Source organism: Cryobacterium sp. Y82 (assembly GCF_002929495.1).
Classification (GTDB): domain Bacteria; phylum Actinomycetota; class Actinomycetes; order Actinomycetales; family Microbacteriaceae; genus Cryobacterium; species Cryobacterium serini.
This window is the reverse complement of sequence record NZ_PJJJ01000020.1, coordinates 36,476-62,199: the sequence shown is the minus strand read 5'-3', so window position 1 is coordinate 62,199 and position 25,724 is coordinate 36,476. Positions and strand designations below refer to the sequence as shown.

The 25,724-nt window shown below is 63.8% G+C and carries 21 protein-coding genes and 1 tRNA gene; 17 read left to right on the top strand and 5 right to left on the bottom strand.

The features are described 5' to 3' along the window. Positions 1-138 precede the first annotated feature (138 nt). From CXY70_RS01830 to CXY70_RS01815, 4 genes are all read right to left on the bottom strand, one after another. Positions 139-1,164 carry a glycine betaine ABC transporter substrate-binding protein gene (locus CXY70_RS01830; RefSeq protein WP_104190687.1) on the bottom strand — a complete coding sequence of 342 codons (1,026 nt, stop codon included), beginning with the start codon at positions 1,162-1,164 and terminating at the stop codon, positions 139-141. Beyond that, positions 1,165-2,001, bottom strand: a complete 837-nt coding sequence (locus CXY70_RS01825) for an ABC transporter permease (protein ID WP_104190686.1) — start codon at positions 1,999-2,001, stop codon at positions 1,165-1,167. Next, positions 1,998-3,245, bottom strand: a complete 1,248-nt coding sequence (locus CXY70_RS01820) for an ATP-binding cassette domain-containing protein (protein ID WP_104190698.1) — start codon at positions 3,243-3,245, stop codon at positions 1,998-2,000. The genes CXY70_RS01825 and CXY70_RS01820 overlap by 4 nt, the downstream gene beginning before the upstream one ends. Positions 3,246-3,306: 61 nt before the next feature. Continuing rightward, on the bottom strand, positions 3,307-3,948 hold the full coding sequence (locus CXY70_RS01815) for an ABC transporter permease (protein ID WP_104190685.1): 642 nt from the start codon (positions 3,946-3,948) through the stop codon (positions 3,307-3,309). A 103-nt stretch (positions 3,949-4,051) separates the two neighbouring features. Here CXY70_RS01815 and CXY70_RS17455 point away from each other — a divergent pair, with 103 nt between their 5' ends. The 4 genes from CXY70_RS17455 (at position 4,052) to leuA (ending at position 10,690) form a co-directional block, all read left to right on the top strand. Continuing rightward, positions 4,052-4,765 carry a hypothetical protein gene (locus tag CXY70_RS17455; RefSeq protein ID WP_146066028.1) on the top strand — a complete coding sequence of 238 codons (714 nt, stop codon included), beginning with the start codon at positions 4,052-4,054 and terminating at the stop codon, positions 4,763-4,765. Between the two features lie 83 nt (positions 4,766-4,848). After that, a complete protein-coding gene (locus tag CXY70_RS01800) occupies positions 4,849-6,201 on the top strand; it encodes an esterase family protein (protein ID WP_104190682.1) in 1,353 nt (450 codons plus the stop codon). Next, complete coding sequence (locus CXY70_RS01795; protein WP_233205680.1) at positions 6,198-8,747, top strand: bifunctional lysylphosphatidylglycerol flippase/synthetase MprF; 2,550 nt, start codon at positions 6,198-6,200, stop codon at positions 8,745-8,747. The genes CXY70_RS01800 and CXY70_RS01795 overlap by 4 nt, the downstream gene beginning before the upstream one ends. A gap of 176 nt (positions 8,748-8,923) precedes the next feature. Then, positions 8,924-10,690: a 2-isopropylmalate synthase gene (leuA, locus tag CXY70_RS01790; protein ID WP_104190681.1), complete on the top strand. Its 1,767-nt coding sequence runs from the start codon at positions 8,924-8,926 to the stop codon at positions 10,688-10,690. 99 nt (positions 10,691-10,789) lie between these two features. Here leuA and CXY70_RS01785 read toward each other — a convergent pair whose 3' ends face one another. Further along, on the bottom strand, positions 10,790-11,380 hold the full coding sequence (locus CXY70_RS01785; protein WP_199183337.1) for a hypothetical protein: 591 nt from the start codon (positions 11,378-11,380) through the stop codon (positions 10,790-10,792). Positions 11,381-11,635: 255 nt separating this feature from the next. Between CXY70_RS01785 and recO the strand changes: the two genes are divergently transcribed. From recO to CXY70_RS01725, 13 genes are all read left to right on the top strand, one after another. Continuing rightward, positions 11,636-12,376: a DNA repair protein RecO gene (gene recO / locus CXY70_RS01780; protein ID WP_104190680.1), complete on the top strand. Its 741-nt coding sequence runs from the start codon at positions 11,636-11,638 to the stop codon at positions 12,374-12,376. Further along, positions 12,373-13,206, top strand: coding sequence for an isoprenyl transferase (locus CXY70_RS01775; RefSeq protein WP_233205679.1), 834 nt, complete (start codon positions 12,373-12,375; stop codon positions 13,204-13,206). Before recO ends, CXY70_RS01775 begins: the two co-directional genes overlap by 4 nt. 61 nt (positions 13,207-13,267) lie before the next feature. Further along, the gene (locus CXY70_RS01770; RefSeq protein ID WP_233205678.1) at positions 13,268-13,966 is read left to right on the top strand and encodes a DsbA family protein; all 699 of its coding nucleotides are present in this window, start codon (positions 13,268-13,270) and stop codon (positions 13,964-13,966) included. Next, positions 13,963-14,103, top strand: coding sequence for a hypothetical protein (locus CXY70_RS17690; RefSeq protein ID WP_158250881.1), 141 nt, complete (start codon positions 13,963-13,965; stop codon positions 14,101-14,103). Before CXY70_RS01770 ends, CXY70_RS17690 begins: the two co-directional genes overlap by 4 nt. Before the next feature lie 132 nt (positions 14,104-14,235). Then, positions 14,236-15,414 (top strand): tRNA dihydrouridine synthase DusB, encoded by a 1,179-nt coding sequence (gene dusB, locus CXY70_RS01765; RefSeq protein ID WP_104190678.1) that lies wholly within the window; start codon positions 14,236-14,238, stop codon positions 15,412-15,414. Next, positions 15,407-16,657: a deoxyguanosinetriphosphate triphosphohydrolase gene (locus tag CXY70_RS01760; protein ID WP_104190677.1), complete on the top strand. Its 1,251-nt coding sequence runs from the start codon at positions 15,407-15,409 to the stop codon at positions 16,655-16,657. Before dusB ends, CXY70_RS01760 begins: the two co-directional genes overlap by 8 nt. Positions 16,658-16,785: 128 nt before the next feature. Next, positions 16,786-18,651, top strand: a complete 1,866-nt coding sequence (gene dnaG, locus CXY70_RS01755) for a DNA primase (protein WP_104190676.1) — start codon at positions 16,786-16,788, stop codon at positions 18,649-18,651. A 221-nt stretch (positions 18,652-18,872) separates the two neighbouring features. Further along, entirely contained in the window at positions 18,873-20,507 is a 1,635-nt protein-coding gene (locus CXY70_RS01750) for an ABC transporter substrate-binding protein (protein ID WP_104190675.1), read from the top strand. A 100-nt stretch (positions 20,508-20,607) separates the two neighbouring features. Continuing rightward, positions 20,608-21,699 carry an ABC transporter permease gene (locus CXY70_RS01745; protein WP_104190674.1) on the top strand — a complete coding sequence of 364 codons (1,092 nt, stop codon included), beginning with the start codon at positions 20,608-20,610 and terminating at the stop codon, positions 21,697-21,699. Between the two features lie 2 nt (positions 21,700-21,701). Continuing rightward, positions 21,702-22,781 carry an ABC transporter permease gene (locus CXY70_RS01740; protein ID WP_104190673.1) on the top strand — a complete coding sequence of 360 codons (1,080 nt, stop codon included), beginning with the start codon at positions 21,702-21,704 and terminating at the stop codon, positions 22,779-22,781. Further along, positions 22,781-24,478, top strand: coding sequence for an ABC transporter ATP-binding protein (locus CXY70_RS01735; protein WP_233205677.1), 1,698 nt, complete (start codon positions 22,781-22,783; stop codon positions 24,476-24,478). Before CXY70_RS01740 ends, CXY70_RS01735 begins: the two co-directional genes overlap by 1 nt. A 5-nt stretch (positions 24,479-24,483) precedes the next feature. Next, positions 24,484-25,386 (top strand): ATP-binding cassette domain-containing protein, encoded by a 903-nt coding sequence (locus CXY70_RS01730; protein WP_104190672.1) that lies wholly within the window; start codon positions 24,484-24,486, stop codon positions 25,384-25,386. 231 nt (positions 25,387-25,617) lie between these two features. Beyond that, positions 25,618-25,690 (top strand) — tRNA-Asn (locus CXY70_RS01725). Positions 25,691-25,724: the final 34 nt, after the last annotated feature.

Below are 25,724 nucleotides of genomic sequence, written 5' to 3'. Positions count from 1 at the left end.
TCTGACCAGCACCATTACAACCAACATCGGCATAGCCCCAAGGTCGGCATAGGACATCTAATGCCGACGTCGGCATTAAATATCGCCGACCCAGACCTGGTTGCACTGCGCCGGTGCTGCCTGTGTCAGGCTAGTTAGCTAGCTGACCGGGTTGGTGATGAAACCTTCGTCGATCATCCAGGCATAGGCCACATCTGTGGGTTCGGCACCGTCGACGTCAACTTCACGGTTCATGCCGCGCAGAACCTCGTCGGTGAGTTTGGGCGATATCTCGGCGAAGATCTTTTCCAGGCCGGGGTGGGCCTCGAGTGTTTCGGTGTAGAAGATCGGTGCCACATTGTATGCCGGGAAAAATGCGAGGTCATCGGTCAGGACGGTGAGGTCGAGCGCGTCGATGCGACCGTCGGTCGTGAAGACTTCACCGAAGTTGCAGGCCCCGTCATCGGTCGCGCTGTAGATCGCACCGGTGTCGTAGATGCCGATGTTGTTGTCGGGCACGCTGTCGGCGGCGCCACGGTTCAGCCCGTAGTGGGTGAGCATGGGGTTCATGCCGTCTGGGCGGGAGTTGAATTCGGCCTCGACACAGAAAGTGCGGTCCTCGATGGGCAGCGAGGCGAGTTCGGACATGGCGGTAATGCCGCCGAGCTCGGCGACTGCCTCACTGCGAACAGCCAGGGCGTAGGTGTTGTTCATCGGTGCTGGTGCGCCCCAGGTGACACCATTGGTGAGATCGATGTCGTGCACGGCTTGCCACATTTCCTTCTGGTCGGTGATCACTTCTGTTTGACCGAGATAGGTCAGCCAGGCGGTGCCGGTGTATTCCCAAAGTACGTCGGCCTGGCCAGAAAGAATGAGTTCGCGGGCCGGTTGGCTACCGGGCACATTGCTGAGGTCAGTGACGTCGAATCCTGCAGCGGTCCCGGCGAGCACGGCAATCTTGCCGAGCAGCAGCTGCTCGGTGTAGTTTTTGGACGTGACCGTGAGGTTGACACCCTCGGCGCCGTCGAGCGGAGTGATCGAACCGGGTCCAACCGCAGGAACGTATGAGGTCGCTGGCTGCAGCCCACAGCCGGTCAGGGCGAGCGCGGACAAAGCGAGGACACCCGCTGCCAGAGTCCTGCGGCCGGGGTGTCCGCGGCCGGTGTGCGAAGCGGGGAGGTGCATCTAGAGTCCCTTCGGACGAGCAACGTGTTCTACTACGCGGCCGATCCAGTCGATGAGGAGGGCAAGCAGAGCCACGAGTAAAGCTCCGGTGACGAGCACGGGGGTGAGGCTGAGATTGACGCCGGTGGTGATGAGGATGCCGAGTCCGCCGCCGTTAACGAACGTGGCGAGGGCTGCGGTGCCGACGAGTAGAACCAGGGCGGTACGCACGCCCGACAGCATGACCGGCACGGCGAGAGGAAGCTCTACGCGAAAGAGCACGGCAGTGGAGGTCATCCCCATGCCACGCCCCGCTTCGATAAGTCGGCCGTCGACCTGTTGCAGGCCAACCATGGTGTTGCGCAGCACCGGGAGTACCGCGTAGAGCACGAGGCTCAGCGTCGCCGCCCAAAAGCCGAAGCCAACCCAGAAAGCGAGGAGTACGACGACACCGATCGCTGGGGCGGCTTGCCCGACGTTGGCGACCGCGAGCACCGGAGCGGTCAGAAACCGCAGCGGTCGCCGGGTCAGGGCGATTCCCAGGGGAATGGCGATGACCAACACGATCGCCGCGGCGAGGAGGGTGAGTTGGATGTGCTGCACGGTGTAGATCCAGAGTGCGTCCGGGGCGAGCGTGGTGAGTTCGATCGGCGTGAGGTTGGCCGTTAGCAGCCAGATGATAAGCGCTAAGAACGCAAGAAGGATGCCGGCTAGCTGGTAGACCAGTCCCCGCCAGGATTGCCATACCGCGCGGGCGTGACTGACCGGTACGGCCGGCGCGTCCGGATCGCCGGGTGCTTCGACGACGGAGTCGCCGCCGGCAATGCCGGCTTCTGAAGTCTGGGCGCGGGTGCTCATTGACTGGCCTGCGCATCGGCGCCGTTGTTATCGGTCTCGTTCAGGTCAGCGTCGGCGGCAGGCGCCTGGGCTTGGAACACGCCGGTGTTTAGTCCGACGGGTGCTTGGTCCGACTCGAGCACGGCAGCGGTCTGTGACCGGGTAATGGCGTCCATGACGGTCTGTACGTCGATGACGCCCTTGAACATGTCGCGGCGGCCGGTGACAAGCGCGGCCCCGGCGCTGGAGACGAGCATTGTGTCGAGTGCGTCATTGAGCGTGGCACGGTAGCCGACGACCGGAAGTTTCGGGTCGGGAACGTTGCTGATGACCTCGAGGCGGCCGAGTTTACGCCGGGAAAGCCACTGGATGGGACGGTGACGCTCATCGACGATGACCGCGTGGCCGTGGCCGGCGTCGATGAGGCGGGCCAGGACATCCGCTGCCCGTTCGCCGGGGTTTCCCACGACGGCGTCGCCGAATCCAACCTCTGCTACCCGGGTAAGGGTGAGCTGTTTGAGGCCGGCGCCGGACCCGATAAAGTTTTCGACGAACTCGTTGGCCGGGTCGCCTAGGATGCGTTCCGGGGTGTCGTACTGTTCGAGCTGGGCGCCCTCGTTGAAGATGGCGATCCAGTCGCCGAGCTTGACGGCTTCGTCGAAGTCGTGGGTAACGCAGACGATGGTCTTCTGCAGTTCTTCCTGGATATTAAGTAGTTCGTCCTGCAGGCGTAGGCGGGTGATCGGGTCGACGGCTCCGAACGGCTCGTCCATAAGCAGCACCGGCGGGTCGGCCGCGAGGGCGCGCGCCACACCGACGCGTTGCTGCTGACCGCCGGAAAGTTCCTTGGGGTATCGGTTTCGGTAAAGCGCCGGGTCGAGGGAGACGAGCTCAAGGAGTTCATCGACGCGAGCGGCGATGCGGGCCTTGTCCCAGCCGAGCATTTTCGGCACGAGGCCGATGTTGGTGGCCACCGTCATATGAGGGAAGAGCCCCCCGGCCTGAATGACATAGCCGATGCCTCGGCGCAGAGTGTCGCCGTTCATGTCGGTGACATCGTCACCGTCGACGACGATGCGGCCCTCGGAGGGTTCGATGAGTCGGTTGATCATCTTGAGGGTGGTGGTCTTACCGCAGCCTGACGGGCCGACGAACATGACGATCTTGCCAGCCGGGATCTCCATGGTCAGACCGTCGACGGCGGGGCGCGCTTGGCCGGGGAAACGCTTGGTGACGTGGTCCAGCAGGATGCTCGCACCGGTGATTCCGGTCAGGGTGGTTGAACCATCGGTGCTGGTGGATTCTGCGTTGTCGGATGCAATGAGTTCAGACACGGATACCTCGGGGTGTGGTCAGGCGGCCAAGGCCGACGAGAAGGAGATCAAGAATAAGAGCAAGCACGACCACACCGATGACACCCGTCAGCACCGACTCGAGGGAGTTGGCACCGCCGAGGCGGGAGAGGCCGGAGAAGATGAATCGGCCCAGGCCTGGGCCGAGGGAATATGCGGCGATCGCGGCGATTCCCATGACCATCTGAGCGGATACCCGAATGCCTGTGAGGATGATTGGCCACGCCATTGGCAGTTCCACCTGCAGGAGCGTGCGGAACCGACTCATGCCGATGCCGCGGGCGGATTCCACGATCGATGGTGCGATCCCCGCCAGGCCCACGACCGCGTTGCGCAGAATGGGCAGAGTAGCAAAGAACGCCACGACAATGACGGCTGGAACGACGCCGAAGCCGAGCGGCGCGATGAGCAGCCCGATGAACGCAAACGACGGGATGGTCAGGCCAATGGCCGATACCGAGTTGGCGATCCCGGTGAGCGCGGAACTTCGGTAAACGACGGCGGCCAGCACGACGGCGATGACTGTTGCCAGGATCAGGCATTGCACGACGAGGCTAAAGTGCTGCCAGCTGCTGAACAGGATCTGCTCATACTGAGCCCCTACAAAATCCCACACATTAATACTCCTTCGCTTCGATCACACATTGATTTACCGCCACCGGCACGGGCGTAACTGGAGGCGCCGAAGCAGAGCTGGATGGGGACGCAGGCGCAGAGCCGTGAGCGAAGGTGAACTCCCAGTCTCGCACGAGCGCCCCTATCTGAGTGCAGCGAGACGTTACGGTTCAATCACGTGCGCCATCCGCTCGATGGCCCCGAAAGAGTCACGGCTTGCCCGCACTCGATGGTTGTCTGCGCTCTCCGCCGTCTACGTCGCCGTCGCTGTCTGGAGTGCGATCGAGCGTGATTGGTTCACGATCTGGGCAATGTGGGCACTCTTGCTCGGGTACCTCATCGCGAGGATCATCATCGCCTGGCGGCTGCGCACCCACCTAACCAGCTTGCCACCCGCGTGGTTCATCTTCGCCCTCGCTTTCGTCACGTCAATCATGGCAAGGAGTCCTCGAGATTTGCGGGTCGAGTGGTTCTCCTTGCCCCTGGGTATCTTCCTGATTGCGGCTGGCGCCGTGATCCTGAAGGGTGCGCGGGGCATGCTGCGCGCGTGCCTCCAGAATTTGGCCGCCGGAGTGACGGCACGCTCAACAGCTGGCCAGTGCGTGGAACGGCTCGTGGCCTCTGCTCGCCCCGGGCATCGTGACCCTGCTGTTGGCGTCGGTCCTGGCCACCTTTACCGACCCATAGACCTGGCGAGCGATCCTGGTGATCATCATCGCGCTCGTCGTTATCCTGATCGGGTCGAGTCTCGAGCTCGCAGCGCGCGCACCGCCGGGCATCCGCTCGCCCGCTGTGCGTGGGCTATCACTCGGCCATGACTTGGCCGAGTGCCGGCTGGTAACTCAGCGATGCCCGCCCACGAAACGAGCGGGTGGTGCAAGAGTGATGACGGAGGCTCTCGATGGACTCGCTGTTTTCGGCTCTCAGCCCGCTCGATATCAGCCTCATCGACGCGCCCCTGCTCGGAACGCTCTACGCGGTCACCGGCTTCGCCTTGCTGCTCGTGCTGCTCAGCCCGTCCGGCGTGCGTCGCGCTGTGGCCACCGTCCTTGGTGCCTTCGTCGGTGCGTGCGGCGGTTGGGCCCTGGCCTGGTTTATCACTGACGTCTGGGACCCGTGGGGTGTCTCGTTCTCCACCGGCACCCGCCTCTGGACCGCAGCCCTCGGGGCGAGCCTTGCCGTGGTCGTGCTGAATCTCGGCGGCCAGGTGCGATGGCGCCGTGGCGTCGCCGTTGGCACCATCGGGCTCTGCCTGCTCAGCACTGCGGCGGGAATCAACGCAGACGTCGGTCAATTTCCCACCCTGCGTGTCGCCCTTGGGCTCGCAAGCTACCCGCCACTTGATGCGGCCCTCGCAACCGCGCAGGCACACGCTGCCCAGACTGCGGCCGTACATCCCGACTCAGCGAATGCCGCAACCAACACGGCATCCAACGAATCCGGCGTCGTCGGCACGGTTACCATCCCGGCCACCATCTCGGGTTTCGTCTCCCGCGACGCGCTGGTCTATCTGCCGCCGGCGGCGCAGCACGCGAACCCGCCGGCCCTGCCCGTGGTCGAGATGCTCTCCGGGCAGCCGGGCAGCCCGAGCGACGTGTTCACGGCCGGCCGGCTGGCGGATATTCTCGACACTTATGCGCGGGCGCATTCCGGTCTCGCCCCCATCGTTGTCGTTCCCGATCAACTCGGCGCGCCAGGCAACAACCCGATGTGTGTCGACTCAGCGCTTGGCAATTCAGCCAGCTACCTCACCGTCGACGTTCCGGATTGGATCAGGTCGCACCTGAACGTCACTGCCAAACCCGCCGGGTGGACCATCGCGGGTTTCTCGCAGGGCGGCACGTGTTCCATTCAACTCGGCGCTGCGCATCCAGAGCTCTACAGTACGATCTTGGACATCTCGGGAGAGCTCGTTCCCAGCAACGGAAATGAAGCGCACACCGTGCAATCCGGTTTCGGTGGCAGCGCCTCCCGCTACGCCGCCGCTGCGCCCTCCGCTATTCTCGCCGCCCACCAGCCCTATGCCAATCTCGGCGCCATCTTTGTGGTCGGTGACGACGATATGCGCTTTCTGCCGGGGTTGCGCGGGCTAGCGGATGCCGCCCAGCGCGCCGGCGTCGATACCCACCTCTTCGAGTCACCCGGTACCGCACACGACTGGCGAACCGTTGAGTATGCCTGGACCACGGCCCTGCCAATCATCGCCGCACGTACCGCATTGCTCGCGCCGACCGTGATTGCGATGACGCGGTGACCACCAACGACATCACGAGCGACACAATCGCGCTCGACCCGCCGGGGCGCGAGCCCGCGAGGGGCTCCAACTGGCACTCGCTTTTCCGATGGGCCGGCCAGCGACCCTTCTCCGTCTGCTATGCCGTCGCCCTGCTCGCGGTGGGCCTTGCGACGGGAGCAGCCTCCGGACCGGCGCGCGGCATCCGTCTGCTAGTCGGTACGGGCTACGAGTCGGTTATCGACCACGGCCACTGGTGGTCGCCGCTGACCTCGGTGTTCTTCGTCGACAACGGCGCTGAACTGCTGCTCGCGCTGGCCGGAGCGCTGAGCGTGCTCGGGTTTGCCGAACGCCTGATGGGTACGCGGCGCACCGCCGTCGCCTTTCTCGTCACAGCCACTTTCGGAGCTTTCATCGGGATCGGCGCGCAATACCTCGGCGTAGCGGGCGGTGAGATGTGGTCGCGTGAAGTCAGCGAACTCTGGGCAATTGATCCGTTCACCCCGATCTTTGGCAGCGCGATGGCGGCCAGTTACTTCGCCGGGCCGCTCTGGCGCCGCCGAATCCGCGTGCTCGGACTGTCGACCGTGCTCGTGCTCGCACTGTACTCCGGCCAACCGTCCGACCTGTATCGCCTGCTCGCCGCGCTGGTCGGCCTCGGTATCGGATGGCGCGGGCGGCCGACGCCGCGAGTCAGCGGCTGGCGACGCAGCTCTGATCACGAAACCCGCACCCTGCTCGCGGCGATCGTGGGCATGGTCGCCGTTGGTCCGGTGATCACGATCTTTTCCGGCGCCCGGTTCGGCTTGCTCGCCCCGCTCGGCCTGCTGCTCACACAGGACGTTCCGACCGCGGGCGAAGTTGTCGATCGTTGCCTGCTGGGGGATGTCACCCGGCAGTGTGTGCAGGAACTCAGCCTCGAACGCATTGGCGGTGCCGGCCCGGTACTCGTGAGCCTGATTCCCCTGCTGACCCTCGTCGTTGCAGCGTTCGGGCTGGCTCGCGGACGCCGCTTCGCCGCCTGGCTCGCCATCACGATCAACATCGGGCTGGCTCTTCTCGCCGGCTGGTACTTCGGGTTGCTGCCCATCTCCGGGCAACCCTACGTCTGGCAATGGCAGTCCGGCCGGTATTGGGAGGTCACCTTCATCCTCGGGGTGTCGGTGCTCGTGCCGCTCCTCGTAGCGGTGACCATTCTCACAAATCTGCGTCACTTTCCCGTCGCCTCCCGCACCGGCCAGCAGCGCCGGTTTCTGCTCGTCACCTTCGGCAGCCTGATCGGACTCGCCGCAGCCTACGTGGGTCTGGGCTGGCTGCTCCAGGCACATTTTCGACCCGCCGTCACGCTGCTCGATTTGATAGCGGATGTTCCGGAGCGGTTTATTCCGGTCGGTTTTCTGCGGCTCGAACGGGTCTCTTTTCTCCCGATTGATTCGGTGGCCGCCGCCCTCTACGACAGCGTCGGCGCCATGTTCTGGATCGTCGTCTTCGTTGGCGCAATCGTCTGCCTACGCAGCGTCGTGACCGGATCCACCGCCGACGCGTCGGAACGACTGCGCAGCGTGCTCAACACCTTTGGCGGCGGATCGCTCGGCTACATGACCACCTGGACCGGCAATTCGCTATGGTTCACCGCGAGCGGACGCACGGCCATCGCCTACCGGGTAGTCAACGGCATCGCCATCACGACCTCCGAGCCGATCGGACCGCGCTCCGAGGCCGCTGAGGCCGTCGCTTTCTTTGCTCGCATGTGCGACGACAACGGCTGGGTTCCGGTTTTTTACAGCGTGCACGAGAGCTGGCAGGCCGTTTTCGCCTCGATGGGCTGGCCGACCATGCAAGTGGGGGAGGAGACGCTGTTGCGGCCGAGCAGCTGGAGCACGACAGGAAAGAAATGGCAGGACATCCGCTCGTCGATCAATCGCGCTGACCGTGCCGGGGTACGGGCGCTCTGGACCAGCTACCCGGCCTTGTCGCTAGCGGTGATGACACAAATCGCGGAGATCTCGGAGCAGTGGGTCCAGGAGAAGGAACTCCCCGAACTGGGGTTCACACTCGGCGGCCTCGACGAACTGCGGGACCCCGCCGTGAGTCTCATGCTCGCCGTTGACAGCGCAGACCGCGTGCACGCCGTGACCAGCTGGTTGCCGACCTACCGGGACGGCGCGATAGTCGGCTGGACACTCGACTTCATGCGTCGCCGTCCCGACAGCATCAACGGCGTCATGGAATTTCTGATCGCCCAAACTGCGCAGCGTATGCAGGAACGCCCGGAGATTGAGTTTCTCAGCCTGTCGGTAGCGCCGCTCGCCCCATCGTCCGACCCGCGACAGGGCGGCATCGCCGCCGGTCTGCTCCAGTACCTCGGTCGCACACTCGAGCCCGTGTACGGGTTTCGATCTCTCCTGGCGTTCAAGAGCAAGTTCCAGCCAGAGTTTGCGCCGGTCTTCATGGCGTACCCCGACCCGGTGGCTCTGCCCGAGATCGGTCTCGCGCTGGTTCGGGCCTACCTGCCCAGTCTGTCGGTGCGAGAAGTGGTGACCCTGGTGCGCGGACTCGGCCAATAGCATCCGCTCGCCGGAGCCATATTCGGCACGTGGTCGCAACCACGCCAAACGGTGCTAGCCTAAAAAATGTGTTGAACGGGTCGCTCCTCCTTAGCTGCCGCGACGAGTCCTAATCTAAAGGCCTCCCTCGTCGCGGCGTTTGTCGTTGGCTGTACGACACCACGAGGAACAGGATCATGAAGAACAATCAGACCGCATCCACCCTGCCGATCCACCGCTACCGCCCGTACCACGAGCAGTTCGCCGTCGAACTGAGCGATCGTACCTGGCCGAGCCAACACATCACGGCTGCCCCGCGCTGGTGCGCGGTCGACCTGCGTGACGGCAACCAGTCGCTGATCGATCCGATGAGCCCCGAGCGCAAGCGCATCATGTTCGATCTGCTCGTGCGCATGGGCTACAAGGAGATCGAGGTGGGCTTTCCTTCGGCGAGCCAGACCGACTTCGACTTCGTGCGCAGCCTCATCGACGAGAACGCCATTCCCGACGACGTCACTATCCAGGTGCTCACCCAGGCACGCGAGCACTTGATCAAGCGCACCTACGAGTCCATCACGGGTGCCAAACAGGCCATCGTGCACTTCTACAATTCGACCAGCATTTTGCAGCGGGATGTCGTTTTTCGCGAAGACAAGCAGGGCATCATCGACCTGGCCCTGTTCGGAGCTCGTCTCTGCAAGCAGATGGAAGCCACCATTCCCGGCACGACCATCTACTACGAGTACTCCCCGGAGAGCTTTACCGGCACCGAACTCGATTTCGCCGTGGACATTACGAACCAGGTCGTCGAGATTCTCGCGCCCACCCCGGATCGCAAGGTCATCGTCAACCTGCCGGCCACCGTGGAGATGGCCACCCCCAACGTGTACGCCGACTCCATTGAGTGGATGAGCCGTCATCTGACCCAGCGCGAGAACATCCTCATCTCGCTGCACCCGCACAATGACCGCGGCACCGCCATCGCCGCCGCCGAACTCGGCTACCTGGCCGGCGCCGACCGCATCGAAGGTTGCCTGTTCGGCAACGGAGAGCGCACCGGAAACGTCGACCTCGTCGCCCTGGGCATCAACCTGTTCACGCAGGGCATCGACCCGCAGATCGACTTCAGCAACATCGATGAGATCAAACGTACGGCCGAGTATTGCAACCAGCTGCCGGTACCGGAGCGCAACCCGTGGGCTGGCGATTTGGTCTTCACCGCCTTTAGCGGATCGCACCAGGACGCCATCAAAAAAGGCTTCGAAGCGATGGATGCCGACGCGGCCAAGCGGGGCTGCACCGTCAACGACCTGGTCTGGGCCGTTCCCTACCTGCCGATCGACCCGAAGGATCTCGGACGCAGCTACGAAGCCGTGATCCGGGTCAACTCGCAGTCCGGCAAGGGCGGCGTTGCATATCTGCTGAAGACCGACCACGCCCTCGACCTGCCCCGCAAGTTGCAGATCGAATTCTCCGGCGTTGTGCAGGCCAAAACCGATGCCGAGGGCGGCGAGGTGACGAGCGAGCAGATCTGGGATATCTTCAACGACGAGTATCTGCCGGCCACGATTAAGAATCCCGAAGCCAAGTGGGGCAGGTTCGAACTGCACTCCACCCGCACCTCAAGCGACCTCTCCGGCACTGTTGATCTCTCGGTCGAACTGCGCGACGGTGACACCGTGGCGCAGGCCACCGGTTACGGTAACGGCCCGATCAACGCGTTCCTTGGGGTAATGGCCGAGCGCGGCATCGCGATCACGCTGTACGACTACGTTGAGCACGCCCTCTCGGCGGGCGGCGACGCGCAGGCGGCCGCCTACGTCGAGCTCGACGTGAACGGCAAGCGGTACTGGGGCGTCGGCATCGACGCGGACATCTCCACCGCGTCGCTCAAGTCGGTTGTCTCCGCCGTCAACCGCGGCATCCGTGCCGAGGTCGGCGACCTGGAGCTGGCCGCCGTCTGACACCGCAGCATCCGCTTTTTGCACACACGAAAGCCCAGTCCCGTCGGTGCGGGTCTGGGCTTTTGTAGCACCATCTAGATGCGGGCGGTGAGCGGGTGATCAGGCCAGCGCGGGCAGATACACCGTTCGGTTCGGGCGGCGCGTTCCCAGCAGCTCCCTGCAATCGTTGATCGCGTGATCAAGCAGGGTATACAACCGGGCGTCCGGGTCGCCGATACAGGCCTCTCCGATACCCTGCACGGCGACGCGAATGATCGTGTCGGCGGTACGCGGAGTGAACTTGGTGCGCGACCACGAATGCACACTGCCGATGAAGCCGCGAGCCCAGCGCTCGGCATCGGTCGCTTCATCGAGGGCGGCCCGAATGAGAGGGCGCATCCGCTCGGCCAGCGCCGGATCGAGAACGGATGCGGTGCGCTCACAGGTGAGCACGCCCACCGCGAGCGCGCGCTGGCGTTCCAGGCTGGCCACCGGAAGCGCTTCGCAGCCGGCCCGCAGCGCGACCACGACTTCGATCCTCTTGTCGGATCCGGCCAGGCCGATGACCGACGGAATGAGCAGCGCGAGGCGCGACCTGGCCTCGTCTGAACTGCAGTCGTTGACCATTCGCGCCAGCGAGGCGAGTTCCGGGTGGGTGCACGCGGGGTGGTCGCTCCAGGACTCGCCAGCGAGGTAGGAAGCGAATTCCATGAAGCATCCACCACTTTTGGGAGAGCGATGTTTGCCACGCGAAAGCACAGGCATAATGTCGGGCAGGCTGCCCTGGACTGGTTTCATGAAAACCTCCATACCACGGGGACTATATGCCAACAAGTCTCCCCCCGTCCGGTCCGAAAATCCATAGCCAGCAGCGACTAGTGATAAAAAATCGGTGAAGCGCGGCATTCGTTCTGCGGGTACCCGCGCCGTGGCCGCACTCCCAGCGGCAGAGTGGGATAATTGTGTGTGCCTGTCTATCGAGATGAAGCCGTCGTGCTGCGCACCCACAAGCTGGGTGAAGCCGACCGCATCGTCACCATGCTCACGCGGCAACACGGCAAGGTGCGTGCAGTCGCCAAGGGTGTGCGCCGCACCGGCTCCAAATTCGGGGCCAGGCTCGAGCCGTTCATGGTCGCCGACGTGCAGCTCTATGAGGGCCGCAGCCTCGATATCATTACCCAGGCGGAGTCGCTCGGCTCGTACGGCGCCCTGATCACCGCCGACTACGGCAGCTACACCGCCGCGAGCGTGATGGTCGAGACCGCCGACAAACTCACCGAATCCGAGGGGTCGTTGCAGCAATACCTGCTGCTCGTCGGCGCGCTGCGATCACTGTCCCGACAGGAACACGGTTCCCACCTCACTCTCAACTCCTACCTGCTGCGCGCCGTGTCAATGGCTGGCTGGGCACCGAGCTTTCAGGACTGCGCCCGGTGCGGCGCGCGCGGCGAGCTCAGCGCGGGTGGTCGACACAGCGCCATGGTCGTGCAGATGGGCGGCATCGTCTGCGACGAGTGCGCCGCACCCGGATCGCCCCGGCTGGATGCGGCGACCATCGACCTGCTCAGTGCGCTGCTGACCGGCGACTGGGAGCACGCTGCCGAATCGCCCGAACGCACCCAGAGTCAGGCGGCCGGCGTCGTTGCCGCCTACACCCAGTGGCACCTGGGCCGCGGGCTTCGCTCGCTGGAACACGTCGCTCGATGATGGCGAGTCTGTTCGGTCTCAAAGGTTCATCGCACGCCCCGTTCACTCACCGCGACGCCGTCGCGTTCAAACCGCTTGACTGGACTGGTCTGTATCCGCCCGAACTGCCCCGCAAGGTCGTACCGGAGCACGTCGCCGTCGTCATGGACGGAAACGGCCGCTGGGCCAACGGCCAGGGCCTGACCCGCATTGAGGGACACAAGGCCGGCGAGGCAGCCCTGCTCGACATCGTCGCCGGCGCTATCCAGATTGGCGTCAAGCAGCTCAGTGTGTACGCCTTCTCCACCGAGAACTGGAAGCGTTCGCCCGAGGAAGTGCGTTTTCTCATGGGCTTCAACCGCGACGTACTGCACCGCCGCCGTGATCAACTCAACGACTGGGGCGTACGTATCAAGTGGGCCGGGCGCAAACCGAAGCTGTGGGCATCCGTTATCAACGAACTGCAGTTCGCCGAGCGGCTCACCGCCGGCAACGATGTGCTCACCCTCACCATGTGCGTGAACTACGGCGGTCGCACCGAAATAACGGATGCCGTGCGGGCGCTGGCCGAGGATATCGCCGCTGGCCGGCTGAAGCCGTCCGGTATCACCGAGAAGGCCATCGCCAGGCAGCTGTACGTGCCGGAGCTGCCCGACGTCGACCTGTTCGTGCGCAGCTCGGGGGAGCAGCGTACGAGCAACTTTCTGCTCTGGCAGAGCGCCTACGCCGAGATGGTCTTTCTCGACACGCTGTGGCCGGATTTCACCCGCGTCGACCTCTGGCACGCTATCGAGCTCTACGCTTCACGCAACCGCCGCTATGGCGGCGCCGTCGATACTCCAACGGTCTGAATACCGCCTGCCGATATTCCGAGCGGGGAATACACAGACACTGCCCTCCGTTGTGACGAAGGTGACTGATACGAATACGACCGCAGCGACTGCACCCCGAAATTCCGACCCGATCAAGGTCGATATCTGGTCTGATGTGCAGTGCCCCTGGTGCTACATCGGCAAACGCAAGTTCGAGGCCGGCGCAGCCCAATTCGACGGTACCGTCGAGGTGGAATATCACAGCTTCGAGCTCGCGCCCGACACCCCGGTCGACTACGCCGGCACGCCGTCTGAGTACCTGAGCGAAGCAAAAGGCATGTCTCCCGGGCAGGTCGCCGAGATGCTCGAGCGCGTCACCGGCATCGCCGAGAGCGTGGGCCTGCACTACGACTACGATTCGGTGCACCAGACCAATACGGTCATCTCCCATGAGTTGCTGCACTACGCCAAGGCACACGGTCGCCAACTCGACATGAAGGAGCGTCTGCTGAAGGCCTACTTCATCGATGGGCGTCACGTCGGCCGGATCGAGGATCTGGCCGACCTGGCCGCAGAAATCGGCCTGGATCGTGCGGACGTGGTGCGGGCGCTGACCGCGCATGACTTTCTGGCCGATGTCAAGGCGGATGTCGCGCAGGCCAATGAATACGGCATCCAGGGCGTTCCATTCTTCGTCATCGATGGCAAGTACGGCATCTCCGGCGCGCAGGATCCTGCTACTTTTACCCAGGCTTTCAACCAGATACTCACCGAAAGATCAGAGGAGAAAATCGCATGAGCGACACCAACACCACCATCATCCCGCCGGTGTACACCGATGCAGCCGGTCGACCCACCATCCAACTCCAAGGGCTTACCGACGCGACAACCGACGAGGCCGCCGGTTCCTGCTGCGGTGGCGGCTGCTGCAGCTGATCTAAACGCATCTCACCCAGGCGCAGCCGTCGCACGGTCCATTCCGTGCGGCAGCTGCGCTTTTGTGCGCCGTCTGGCCTGCCGCCGCCATCGATTCGCGGATCCTGCGCTTTCTGGGAGAATTGACTCAACATGACTTTACGCACCCCCATAATCGGTGAACCGGCGCCGCCGGCGCTCGAACCGCTGAGAATCGGTCCACTCACGCTCGACGTGCCCGTGGTGCTGGCGCCGATGGCCGGTATCACCAACACGGCGTTCCGTCGGCTCTGCCGCGAATACGGCGCCGGACTGTTCGTCAGCGAAATGATCACCTCCCGCGCGCTCGTCGAACGCAATACCGAGACGATGCGGCTGATTACCCACCACGAGAGCGAAACCACCCGCTCCATTCAGTTGTACGGCGTCGATCCGAAAACCGTCTCCGAGGCCGTGACCATGCTCGTCGCGGAGGATCGCGCCGACCACATCGACCTCAATTTCGGCTGCCCGGTACCCAAGGTCACGCGCAAGGGCGGGGGAGCGGCGCTGCCTTGGAAGATCGGCCTGTTCCGCCAGATCGTCGAAGCCGCCGTCACCGCGGCCGGCCCAATTCCCCTCACCGTGAAAATGCGCAAGGGCATCGACGCCGACCATCTCACCTATATCGAAGCCGGCAAGGCCGCTGCAGGAGCGGGCGTATCGTCTATCGCGTTGCACGGGCGCACAGCAGCCGAGTTCTATTCCGGCCAGGCCGACTGGTCGGCCATCGAAAAGCTCAAGAATGCCATCAGCGACGTGCCGGTGCTCGGTAACGGCGATATTTGGTCGGCCGACGACGCCCTGCGCATGGTTCGTGAGACCGGATGCGATGGTGTCGTTGTCGGGCGCGGGTGCCTGGGCCGTCCGTGGCTGTTCGGTGACCTCGCTGCGGCGTTCCGCGGCCAGGAACTCAAAGCTGAACCCGGCCTCGGCCAGGTCATCAACGCCTTCCGCCGCCATGCGGAACTGCTCACCGAATACTTCGACAGCGAAGACCGCGCCTGCCGCGACATTCGCAAACACGTTGCCTGGTACTTCAAGGGTTACCCGGTGGGCGGCGACCTGCGAGCCAGCCTTGCCATGGTGCAATCCCTCGCGCAGCTCGACGACCTGCTCGGCACCCTCGACGCCTCATTGCCCTACCCGGGCGCCGATGTCGAGGGACCGCGTGGTCGCGCGGGAACACCGAAGAAGCCTTCATTGCCCGAGTACTGGCTCGAGTCGCAGGATCTCGTCGGTGCGCAACGACTGAATCTGACCGAAGGCGAAGGGGACACCAGCGGTGGCTAACAAAACCGGATACAGCGAGACCGACGAGGCGCGTTGGCTTCCCGAAGAGCATTATTCGCGGCGCAGCGACTTCGCCCGCGACCGGGCACGCCTGCTGCACTCGAGCGCGCTACGCCGCCTCGCGGCCAAGACGCAGGTGCTCAGTCCTACGGCGGGGCTCGACTTCGCTCGAAATCGGCTCACCCACTCGCTCGAGGTCGCTCAGGTCGGGCGAGAGATCGCATCGCGCCTCAACGTCGACCCCGACATCGTCGATACGGCCTGCTTGGCACACGACATCGGGCATCCGCCCTTTGGGCACAACGGCGAGAAGGCACTCAGCCTGTGGTCCGAAGACATCGGCGGTTTCGAAGGCAATGCCCAGACCCTGCGCCTGCTCACCAGGCTGGAGCCCAAGGTGTTCGGGCCCGATGGTCACAGCTATGGCCTGAACCTCACCCGGGCCAGCCTCGACGCGAGCTGCAAATATCCCTGGCCCGAGGGCTCGTCGGTTTTCGACCCGAGTGGGCGCGCCAAATTCGGGTTTTACCAGGATGACATCGCCGCGTTCGAGTGGCTGCGTGACGGAGCGCCCGACCGCCAGCTCTGCATCGAAGCGCAGGTGATGGATCTCTCCGACGACATCGCCTACAGCGTGCACGACTTTGAAGACGCAATCGTCAACGGCTACGTCGACGTCGCCGCCCTGAGCAGCCGCACCAACCACGACGAACTCCTCGCCACCATGTCGGAGTGGATCGGCGACGCAACCAGCGCCGACGACCTCGCCACGGCCTTCAATCGCCTCGACTCTTTGGATGGCTGGATGGGCTCCTGGACCGCCGGGCGCCGTGACCAGGGTCGCCTCAAGAACCTCACGAGCCAACTCATCGGCCGCTTCAGTGGAGCAGCCGTGCACGCCACCAAGGAGGCGCACCCGGGCGCAAATATGCTGCGCTTCGGGGCCAACGTGATCGTGCCCCGCGAGATCCAGGCCGAAATTGCTGTACTCAAAGGCATCGTGGCGGCCTTCGTGATGACCCGTAACACCCGCAAGCCCATCTACGTGCAGCAGCGTCAGGTGCTCACCCTGCTGGCTGACACCCTGCACCAGTCTGGCGACGAACATCTCGACCCTGGTTTTCGCGAAGACTGGCAGGCTGCCGCCGATGATGCCGCCCGTAAGCGTGTCATCGTCGATCAGGTCGCCAGCCTCACCGACCAGTCAGCCCTGGCCTGGTACGAGCGCCTCGTGCAGGGCTAACGAGCCCCTCCACTCTCCGGGCCCGGGCCCGGAAACTGGGCCCACGATAGATCATGGGCCCGGTTTCCGAACATGGGCCCCGGGGCCGCGCGACGAAGCCCGCCGCCCCGGGACGATAGAATTTAGGCATGGCTGGACTGATTCGACAAAGTGACATCGAAGAGGTCAAGGCCCGCACCAATATCGCCGACATCGTCGGTGATTACGTCACCCTGAAGTCCGCCGGTGTCGGCTCGATGAAGGGTCTCTGCCCGTTTCACGACGAACGCAGCCCGAGCTTTCACGTGCGTCCCCAGGTCGGTTTCTACCACTGCTTCGGCTGTGGTGAGAGCGGTGACGTCTACTCCTTTCTGCAGAAGATGGACCACGTCAGCTTCAGTGAGGCCGTCGAACGCCTGGCCGGCCGGGTTGGCCTCGACCTGCACTACGAAGACGGTTCTGGCGCAGCACCCGACCACGGTAATCGTGCGCGGCTGCTCGCTGCCAATCAGGCCGCATCCGATTTCTTCATCGAACAGCTCGGCAGCGCGGGTGCTGAGGTCGGCCGCGCCTTCCTGGGTCAGCGCGGATTCGACGCCAACGCCGCAACTCGATTCGGGGTGGGGTTCGCCCCGAAAAGTTGGGACGAACTGACCAATCACCTGCGTGATCGCGGCTTTACCAGCGAAGAACTCACCCTGTCCGGCTTGGTCTCCAGTGGCGACCGCGGCATCTACGACCGCTTCCGTGGTCGCCTGGTCTGGCCCATTCGCGACATCACCGGGCAGACCATTGGCTTTGGCGCCCGCAAACTGCTCGACGACGATAAGGGCCCCAAGTACCTCAATACGCCCGAGTCTCCCGTGTACCACAAGGCCCAGGTGCTGTACGGCCTCGACCTGGCCAAACGCGACATCTCGCGCAGTCACCAGGTCGTGGTCGTCGAAGGCTACACCGACGTCATGGCCTGCCACTTGGCCGGAATCACCACGGCTGTCGCTACCTGCGGTACCTCATTCGGTGTCGACCACATCAAGGTGCTGCGCCGTGTGCTCGGTGATGATTCCGGTGTTGGCGAGGTCGTCTTCACATTCGACCCGGACGCCGCCGGCCAGAAGGCCGCGATGCGCGCCTTCAGCGAGGAACAGCGGTTCTCCGCCCAGACCTATGTGGCCGTCGGCCCGGAAGGACTCGACCCCTGCGACCTGCGGCTGCAACGCGGTGACGATGCCGTACGGCGGCTGGTCGACTCCAAGAAGCCCATGTTCGAGTTCATGATTCGGCAGATTCTCTCGCAGTACAATCTCGACACCGTCGAGGGACGAACGGCAGCCCTGCGCGCAGCGGCCCCCGTGGTCGGCGATATTCGCGACCCCGTGCTGCGCCCCGGCTATACCCGCGAACTCTCCCGCATGCTGGGAGTCGACATGGGCGAAGTGGCCAGGGCGGTCACGAACGCCCAGTCCGGGGCACGCGCCTCGGCGAGCGGCGGACCGAACGCGCCGCGCCACGCCGGCGCGATCGAAGTCCTGCCTGAGCGCCCGTTCTCGCTGGTCGAATTGCCCGGTGACCCGGTCACCCGGCTCGAGCGTGACGGCCTCATGGCGATGCTCCAGCGACCGACACTGATCGGGCGGGACATTCTCGACAGCGCGGTGCAGACATCCTTTGCGAATACCTCGCTCGCGGTCGTGCGCGACGCCATCGCCGCGAATCTCGCTCATTTCGAAGCAACCGACTGGCTCGATCGGGTGGTCGCCGAGGTGCCTGACACCTTCAAGAACCTCGTGCAGGAACTCGCCATGGCAAATCTTCCCGAGCGCACCGAGAAAGATGTCGCCCGTTACGTACGGGACATCACGATCGTGCTCATTGACAAAGACCTGCTCAGGCTCAAGGCCGAATTGCTCGGGCGCCTCCAGCGAGCGGATGCCGCCGACACCGAAATGTACCGCACCCTCCAGAAGGAACTCGTGCGGGTCGAGGCCGAGCGCCGCGCCCTCCGCGAGGAATAACTCTGTAACCGGTATTTTTCGTATCAGCGCCGGCAACATCTGAACCGCGAAGGTCACACTGCAACACCTGAGCCCGAGTTTGTTGCAGATCTGTAAAGAAGCTGCGGCTGATCGTTGCTATCTGCGAATTCTGTGCTAACTCTTGGCTAACAGCAATGAACAGCTGCGCTCTTTTCGAGTGCTCCTGATCATAGGACTTCTATAGGAAGAGGACGACGGATATGACATCCGCATTCACTAACGGCAAGCGCGCTCTCGTTGCCACAGCCGGCCTCGCGGTCGCAGCACTGGTACTTTCCGGGTGCGCCGCCGGCGGCGGCGACGACGCCGCATCCACGGGTGGCCCGATCCTCATCGGAACCACCGACAAGGTCACCACCCTCGACCCGGCTGGCTCCTACGACAACGGCTCCTTTTCTGTGCAGACCCAGGTCTTCCCATTCCTCATGAGCAGCAAATATGGCACAGCGGATGTCGAACCCGACATCGCAGTCAGCGCCGAGTTCAGCTCGCCGACGGAGTATACCGTAGTACTCAAGCCAGACCTGAAATGGGCCAACGGCAATGCGCTCACCGCCTCTGACGTCAAGTTCAGCTTCGACCGTCAGCTCGCCATCGCGTCCGATACCGGCCCGTCGTCGCTGCTCTACAACCTCGACAGCACGGCTGTCGTGGACGACACCACGGTTGTCTTCACGCTCAAGGCCGGGAACGACCAGATCTTCCCGCAAATTCTGTCCAGCCCCGCTGGAGTCATCGTGGATGAAGACTCTTTCTCTGCTACCGAGGTCACGTCCGACGATGACATCGTTGCCGCTGAAGCCTTCGCGGGCCAGTACGTGCTGGCAAGTTACGACTTCAACAACCTCCTCTCCTACAAGGCGTACGAGGGCTACGAAGGCCTGCTCGGCGCGCCCAAGACGGATGTCATCAACGTGAAGTACTACACCGACGCCTCGAACCTGAAGCTCGAAGTGCAGGAAGGGATCATTGACGTCGCGTGGCGTAGCCTCTCCGCGACCGACATCGACGACCTGCGCGGCAACGACGCGGTCAAGGTCGTTGACGGCCCCGGTGGAGAAATTCGCTACATCACCTTCAACTTCAACACGCAGCCCTTCGGCATGACAACCGCTGACGCCGACCCGGCCAAGGCCCTCGCCGTTCGTGCGGCAGTTGCCGACGTTGTTGATCGCGCCGAGCTGGCCGATCAGGTCTACAAGGGCACATACACCCCGCTGTACTCCTACGTTCCCGCCGGAATGACCGGTGCAACCGAGTCGCTCAAGGGTCTCTACGGAGACGGCCAGGGCGGGCCGGACGTCGAGAAGGCCAAGGCTGACCTCGCCGCAGCCGGCGTGACCACACCGATCGCACTCAACCTGCAGTACAACGCCGACCACTACGGCCCCGGCTCGAGCGACGAATACGCGCTGGTCAAGGACCAGCTGGATGCCTCCGGCCTGTTCACCGTCAGCCTGCAGTCCACCGAATGGGTGCAGTACTCCAAGGACCGCGTCGCCGACGTGTATCCCGCTTACCAGCTCGGCTGGTTCCCGGACTACTCCGACGCTGACAACTACCTGGCACCGTTCTTCGCCGAGGGTAACTTCCTCAAGAACCACTTCGACGATGCCGACGTTACTGCCCTGATCCAGAAGCAGGCCGTCACCACCGACCCCGCGGAGCGTACCGCGCTCATCGAAGAAATCCAGGACAAGGTGGCGGCCCAGCTGTCGACCGTGCCGCTGCTCCAGGGCGCCCAGGTTGCCATCACCGGAACAGACATCACGGGAACCCAGGACACGCTCGACGCGTCCTTCAAGTTTCGCTACGGCGCGCTGGCCAAGGGCTAGACCGGACAGCGACTAGAATTTTTTCTAGTTTGATCACCGGGGGTGTTCAGCGACACGATCGCTGAATGCCCCCGATTCTTTGTGCAATTGTGAGGTAGTAATGACCACTGTGGCGATGAAGCCGCCCGCACCGGCGGCCGGGCGTAGTCCCAAGAAGAAAGCCAGCCCGGGCGGTGGCATAGGCCGTTACCTCCTTATACGATTCCTGCTCATCTTCCCCACTATTTTCATTCTGGTGTCGATGGTGTTCTGGCTCATGCGCACGACGGGTGACCCGATCACCGCTGCCCTCGGCGGCAAGCTGGGCCCGGATCAGCTGGCCGTTCTTATCCATGAGGCCGGCTATGATCGGCCGATCTTTGTTCAGTACTTCGAGTACCTTGGGCAAGTCTTCACCGGCAACTTTGGCACGACCATCAGCACCAATCGTCCCGTGTCCGAAGTGCTGCTCACCTACGGCTTGGCGACGGCTGAACTCGTCTTCTACGCCCTCATCGTGGCCTTCATCGTCGGTATTCCGCTCGGCATGGTCGCAGCGTACTGGCGGGACAAGGCACCGGATGCCTTCCTGCGCGTCTTCGCAATCCTCTGCTACGCCACGCCGGTGTTCTTCGCCGGGTTACTGCTCAAGCTCGTTTTCGCGGTCTGGCTCAAGGTTCTGCCGGTGGCTGGCCGCGCGACGGTCGGTTCGGAATTGGAGATGCAGTTTCTGCCGGATAAGACCGGCATCTACTTCATCGATGCGTTGAAGACCGGTAATCCTGCGGTGTTCGGGGATGTCCTACTGCACGCAGTACTTCCCGCGTTGGCACTCGGACTTCTCACGGCCGGCGTGTTTCTGCGCCTCGTGCGCACGAACGTCATCGGCACGCTGGGAACCGAGTACGTCACCGCTGCCCGCTCGCGCGGTGTCAACGAGTTCCGCCTGGTCAGCAAGCACGCCTACCGACCAGCGCTCATCCCCATCATCACCGTCATCGGATTGCAGGTGGCACTGCTACTCGGCGGTGCCGTGCTCACCGAGACCACCTTCGAGTGGAAGGGCCTCGGCTTTATGCTCATCGAATTCATCAAGGCCCGCGACTTCGTGGCGGTGCAGGGCATTGTCGCGCTGCTCGCCGTCATCGTGGCCCTCTCCAACTTCATTGTGGACATCATCGCCGCGCTCATCGACCCGAGAGTGCGGTACTAGCCATGACTGTTGAAACCACCCACGCCTATAAAGCTCCGCTCTGGACCCGACTGCCCGTCGTGCATCAAGTCCGCCAGAGCATCGGCCTGCAACGCGGAATGCTCGTGGTCGGCCTCGTCATCACCGGCATCTTCATCCTGACTGCAATCTTCGCTCCACTCCTGGCGCCCTACGGCTACAGCCAGCTGCGCGGCGACAGTGGCACCTTCGGCGCCCAGCAGGCGCCCGGCGGGGAGCATCTGCTTGGCACCACCGTCGGCGGCTACGACGTGCTCTCCCGCGTCATTTGGGGCTCGCAGACCGCCATCACCGTGATGGTCATCGCCGTCGTCCTGTCGATTTTCGCTGGCGTGGCACTGGGACTCGTCTCCGGCTACTTCGGCGGCTGGCTTGACCGGGTGCTCGTCGTCATCTGCGATGCCGTCTACGCCTTTCCGGCGCTGCTCCTCGCGATCGTCATGGGTATCGTCATCTCCGGCGGACGCTCCGGCCTGTGGGGCGGAATCTTCGCTGCCGCGATCTCGATCACTGTCGTTTTCATTCCGCAGTACTTTCGGGTCATTCGCGCCGAGACCGTGCGCATCAAGGCTGAGGCCTATGTGGAGTCGGCTCGGGTGCTCGGTGCCAGCAATGGACGCATCATGTTCCGCCACGTGCTGCGTAATGCGACCCGCACCCTGCCCCTCATCTTCACGCTCAACGCGTCCGAGGCACTGCTTACCCTGGCCGGGCTTGGGTTCATCGGCTTTGGCATCGAACCCTCGTCGGCAGCCGAGTGGGGCTACGACCTTAATAAGTCTCTCTCCGACGTCACGAGTGGAATCTGGTGGACCAGCCTGTTCCCGGGCCTCGCCATCGTGCTCGTGGTGCTCGGAATCACCCTCGTCGGTGAAAGCCTCAATGACCTCGCCGACCCGCGCCTGCGCAGCCGGCGCGCCCCGGGTAAGACCGCCGGTGTCGCCGCGACGAGCGTGGTCCCTGGCGGAACCCTGACGGCCGGCCCCGGCGGCATCGACGGGCTCGAGGCCAGCTCTTTGGCTCCCGACCAACACCCGAACGACGACCCATTCGAGGCCAAATAATGAGCTCCCTGCCCGACGTCGTACGCATCGACAACCTTAATGTGACCTTTGCCACCGATAGCGGCGCGGTGAAAGCCGTCGATGGGGTCACGCTGCGCGTTGCTCCCGGTGAGGTGCTCGCCATCGTGGGGGAGAGCGGCAGCGGTAAGACCGTGACCGCCAAGACCATTCTGGGCCTGCTCCCGGAGACCGCGATCGCCCACGGCGCCGTCATCCTGAGCAGCAAAGACGGCGCCGACTCCAACGACGTTCTCGCCGTCAGTAAGCAGAGGCTGCGCCAGCTGCGTGGAACAGATGTTTCCATGGTGTTCCAGGAGCCGTCCACGGCCCTGAACCCCGTCTTCACCGTCGGCTGGCAGATCGCCGAGGGCATTCGAGCCCACGGTGAATTCACCAAGAAGCAGGCACGCGCCAAGGCGATCGAAATTCTGGGCCGGGTCGGCATCCCCGACCCGGAAAGCCGTGTCGACTACTACCCGCACCAGTTCTCCGGCGGTCAGAAACAGCGAGTCGTCATCGCCATGGCCCTAGTGCTCGACCCAGGGCTGATCGTCGCCGATGAACCGACGACAGCCCTCGACGTAACGGTTCAGGCCGAGATTCTCGACCTGCTGCGGCGCTGCCGCGACGAGTTCGGCACTGCGATTGTGCTGATTACCCACAACATGGGTGTGGTCGCCGACCTCGCCGATCGAGTGGTCGTCATGTACGAGGGCAAGATTGTTGAAGAGGCCCCCGCCCAGGCCCTGTTCTCGAATCCGCAGCACGACTACACCAAACGACTGCTCGGCTCGGTGCCGCACGTCGGTCAGGGCACGGCGCGGGCTACCGCGCGGCTCGAGGCTCGCGAGGCCGACTGGGCAGCGGCCATGCCGGCCGTTGTCGCCGACAACCTGAAAATTCAGTATCCGGGTCGGCTCGGCAAGCCCGGCTTCACCGCCGTCGACGGCGTGAGTTTCAACATCCGTCACGGCGAGGTACTCGGCCTGGTCGGAGAGAGTGGATCGGGCAAGACCACGATCGGCCGCGCCATGGCCGGATTGACCCGGGTGACCGGGGGATCCCTCACCGTTCTCGGTCACGAGATGCACGGATTCAAGGAACGCGCCTTCAAGAAGGTGCGCAGTGACATCGGTTTCGTCTTTCAGGACCCGGCGTCGAGCTTCAACCCGCTGCTCACGATCGCTGAATGCGTGGCCGAGCCGCTCGTTGTTCACGGGCGAGCGGCCAATCCCCGGGCTGCCCGCAAACGCGTCAATGAGCTGCTCGAGGCGGTGCAGTTGCCGCGCGCGTTCGGTGATCGGTTCCCGCACGAGCTCAGCGGTGGCCAGCGTCAGCGCGCGAGCCTGGCCCGCGGACTCGCGCTGGAGCCGAGCCTGCTCATCGCGGACGAACCGACCAGCGCTCTCGACGTGTCGGTGCAGGCCAAGGTGCTCGAGCTCTTCGCCGAGTTGCAGAAAGAGTTCGGTTTCGCGGCGCTGTTCATCAGCCACGATCTCGCCGTCGTTGATATTCTCGCTGACCGCATTGCCGTACTGTACAAGGGCAAGCTGGTCGAGGAGGGTACCGGTGCCGAGGTGCTCGGTGCGCCGAAGGATGCTTACACCCAGCGGCTGCTCGCCTCGCTGCCGGTTCCGGATCCGGCGGCGCAGGCTTTGCGGAGGGATGAACTCCGCATTCTGCGTGCGGCAGGATAGACCTTATGAGGCATGGCGCGGCATCCGTTTTCCCGATCCAAACGAGCGATCTGACCATTGAATACCCGCCGCACGGGGCGAGCCCGGCCTTTGTCGCGGTGCACGGCTTTACCCTGCGCATCGCGCCGGGCGAGGTGGTGGGGCTGCTCGGCGAGAGCGGTTCGGGCAAGAGCACGCTGGCCCGGGTGCTTTCCGGTGATGCCTTCGTCAGTGATGCCGCCGGTATCCGACCGCAAATCACCGGGGGAGAAGCGACCGTGCTGGGGTTCGGTCTGCGCCGCATCAGCAAGCGCAAGCTGGGGCGGCTCACTTTCGGGGTCGGACTGCTGGCTCAGGACGCCGCAGACACCCTGCCGTCGACCATGACGGTAGCCGAAATCGTGGCCGAGCCGGTGCTCGAACGGGATCGGCGCTACAACCGTCGCGCGCTTGGTGCACGGGTGGCCACCATGATCGACGCGGTGCGCCTGCCGTTGGCCGTTCTCGGCCAATATCCGTATCAGCTCTCCAGCGGTCAGCGGCAGCGAGTGGCGCTGGCCCGGGCGCTCGTTTTCGGCCCGGCGCTGTTGATCGCTGACGAGCCCACAGCGGGCGTTGATGTACTGGTGCGTGATGCTGTGATCGACCTGATCAGCGAGTTGCAGCAGGAACGGTCCTTCTCCGCCCTGGTGATCAGCCATGACCTGGCCGTGCTGCAGCGCGTCACCAGTCGTATCGGGGTCATGCACCAGGGCGTACTGGTGGGTCTTGGCACCATCGACGACGTCTTTCGAGATCCCTGGCACCCGTACGTCCGTGGACTTGCCGCAGCTTTGCAGCCTCCCGCAGACACTGCCGTGGTCGATGATGTGGCCAGCGTGAAGATTGGCAATATCAGCGATGAAACGGGGCCCGGGGCCGTGAAGTGATCCGTGTCGCGACCGGTCGCATCCGCTGTGAAGCGTGATCGGTCGCGACCGGTCCGACACGCCCGACCGGCTTTTGGCGCACCAGACTGCTCAATTGTTGCCGATGGCCCACGTTTTGAGGCTTTCACAGGCTTTTCGATGGCGCAAAATGCACAGTCAGAGTCGATCGGCAGTCGTCGTGGTTTTGGCACAGCAAGAAACCTTGGTAAAGTAACAACGCTGTTCCAGTATTCCTCGATAGCTCAATTGGCAGAGCAGCGCACTGTTAATGCGCAGGTTCTTGGTTCGAGTCCAAGTCGGGGAGCGAAAGGCCACTCAGGGCTCCACCCCGGGTGGCC

Excerpts from the sequence above, each read along its gene's own strand:
- CXY70_RS01800 (WP_104190682.1), top strand. The coding sequence starts at position 4,849 with ATGGACTCGCTGTTTTCGGCTCTCAGCCCGCTCGATATCAGCCTCATC.
- CXY70_RS01785 (WP_199183337.1), bottom strand. The coding sequence starts at position 11,380 with ATGGAATTCGCTTCCTACCTCGCTGGCGAGTCCTGGAGCGACCACCCC.
- CXY70_RS01745 (WP_104190674.1), top strand. The coding sequence starts at position 20,608 with ATGACCACTGTGGCGATGAAGCCGCCCGCACCGGCGGCCGGGCGTAGT.
- dusB (WP_104190678.1), top strand. The coding sequence starts at position 14,236 with ATGACTTTACGCACCCCCATAATCGGTGAACCGGCGCCGCCGGCGCTC.
- CXY70_RS01740 (WP_104190673.1), top strand. The coding sequence starts at position 21,702 with ATGACTGTTGAAACCACCCACGCCTATAAAGCTCCGCTCTGGACCCGA.
- dnaG (WP_104190676.1), top strand. The coding sequence starts at position 16,786 with ATGGCTGGACTGATTCGACAAAGTGACATCGAAGAGGTCAAGGCCCGC.
- CXY70_RS01730 (WP_104190672.1), top strand. The coding sequence starts at position 24,484 with ATGAGGCATGGCGCGGCATCCGTTTTCCCGATCCAAACGAGCGATCTG.
- CXY70_RS01735 (WP_233205677.1), top strand. The coding sequence starts at position 22,781 with ATGAGCTCCCTGCCCGACGTCGTACGCATCGACAACCTTAATGTGACC.
- CXY70_RS01825 (WP_104190686.1), bottom strand. The coding sequence starts at position 2,001 with ATGAGCACCCGCGCCCAGACTTCAGAAGCCGGCATTGCCGGCGGCGAC.
- CXY70_RS01830 (WP_104190687.1), bottom strand. The coding sequence starts at position 1,164 with ATGCACCTCCCCGCTTCGCACACCGGCCGCGGACACCCCGGCCGCAGG.
- CXY70_RS01775 (WP_233205679.1), top strand. The coding sequence starts at position 12,373 with ATGATGGCGAGTCTGTTCGGTCTCAAAGGTTCATCGCACGCCCCGTTC.
- leuA (WP_104190681.1), top strand. The coding sequence starts at position 8,924 with ATGAAGAACAATCAGACCGCATCCACCCTGCCGATCCACCGCTACCGC.
- CXY70_RS01750 (WP_104190675.1), top strand. The coding sequence starts at position 18,873 with ATGACATCCGCATTCACTAACGGCAAGCGCGCTCTCGTTGCCACAGCC.
- CXY70_RS17690 (WP_158250881.1), top strand. The coding sequence starts at position 13,963 with ATGAGCGACACCAACACCACCATCATCCCGCCGGTGTACACCGATGCA.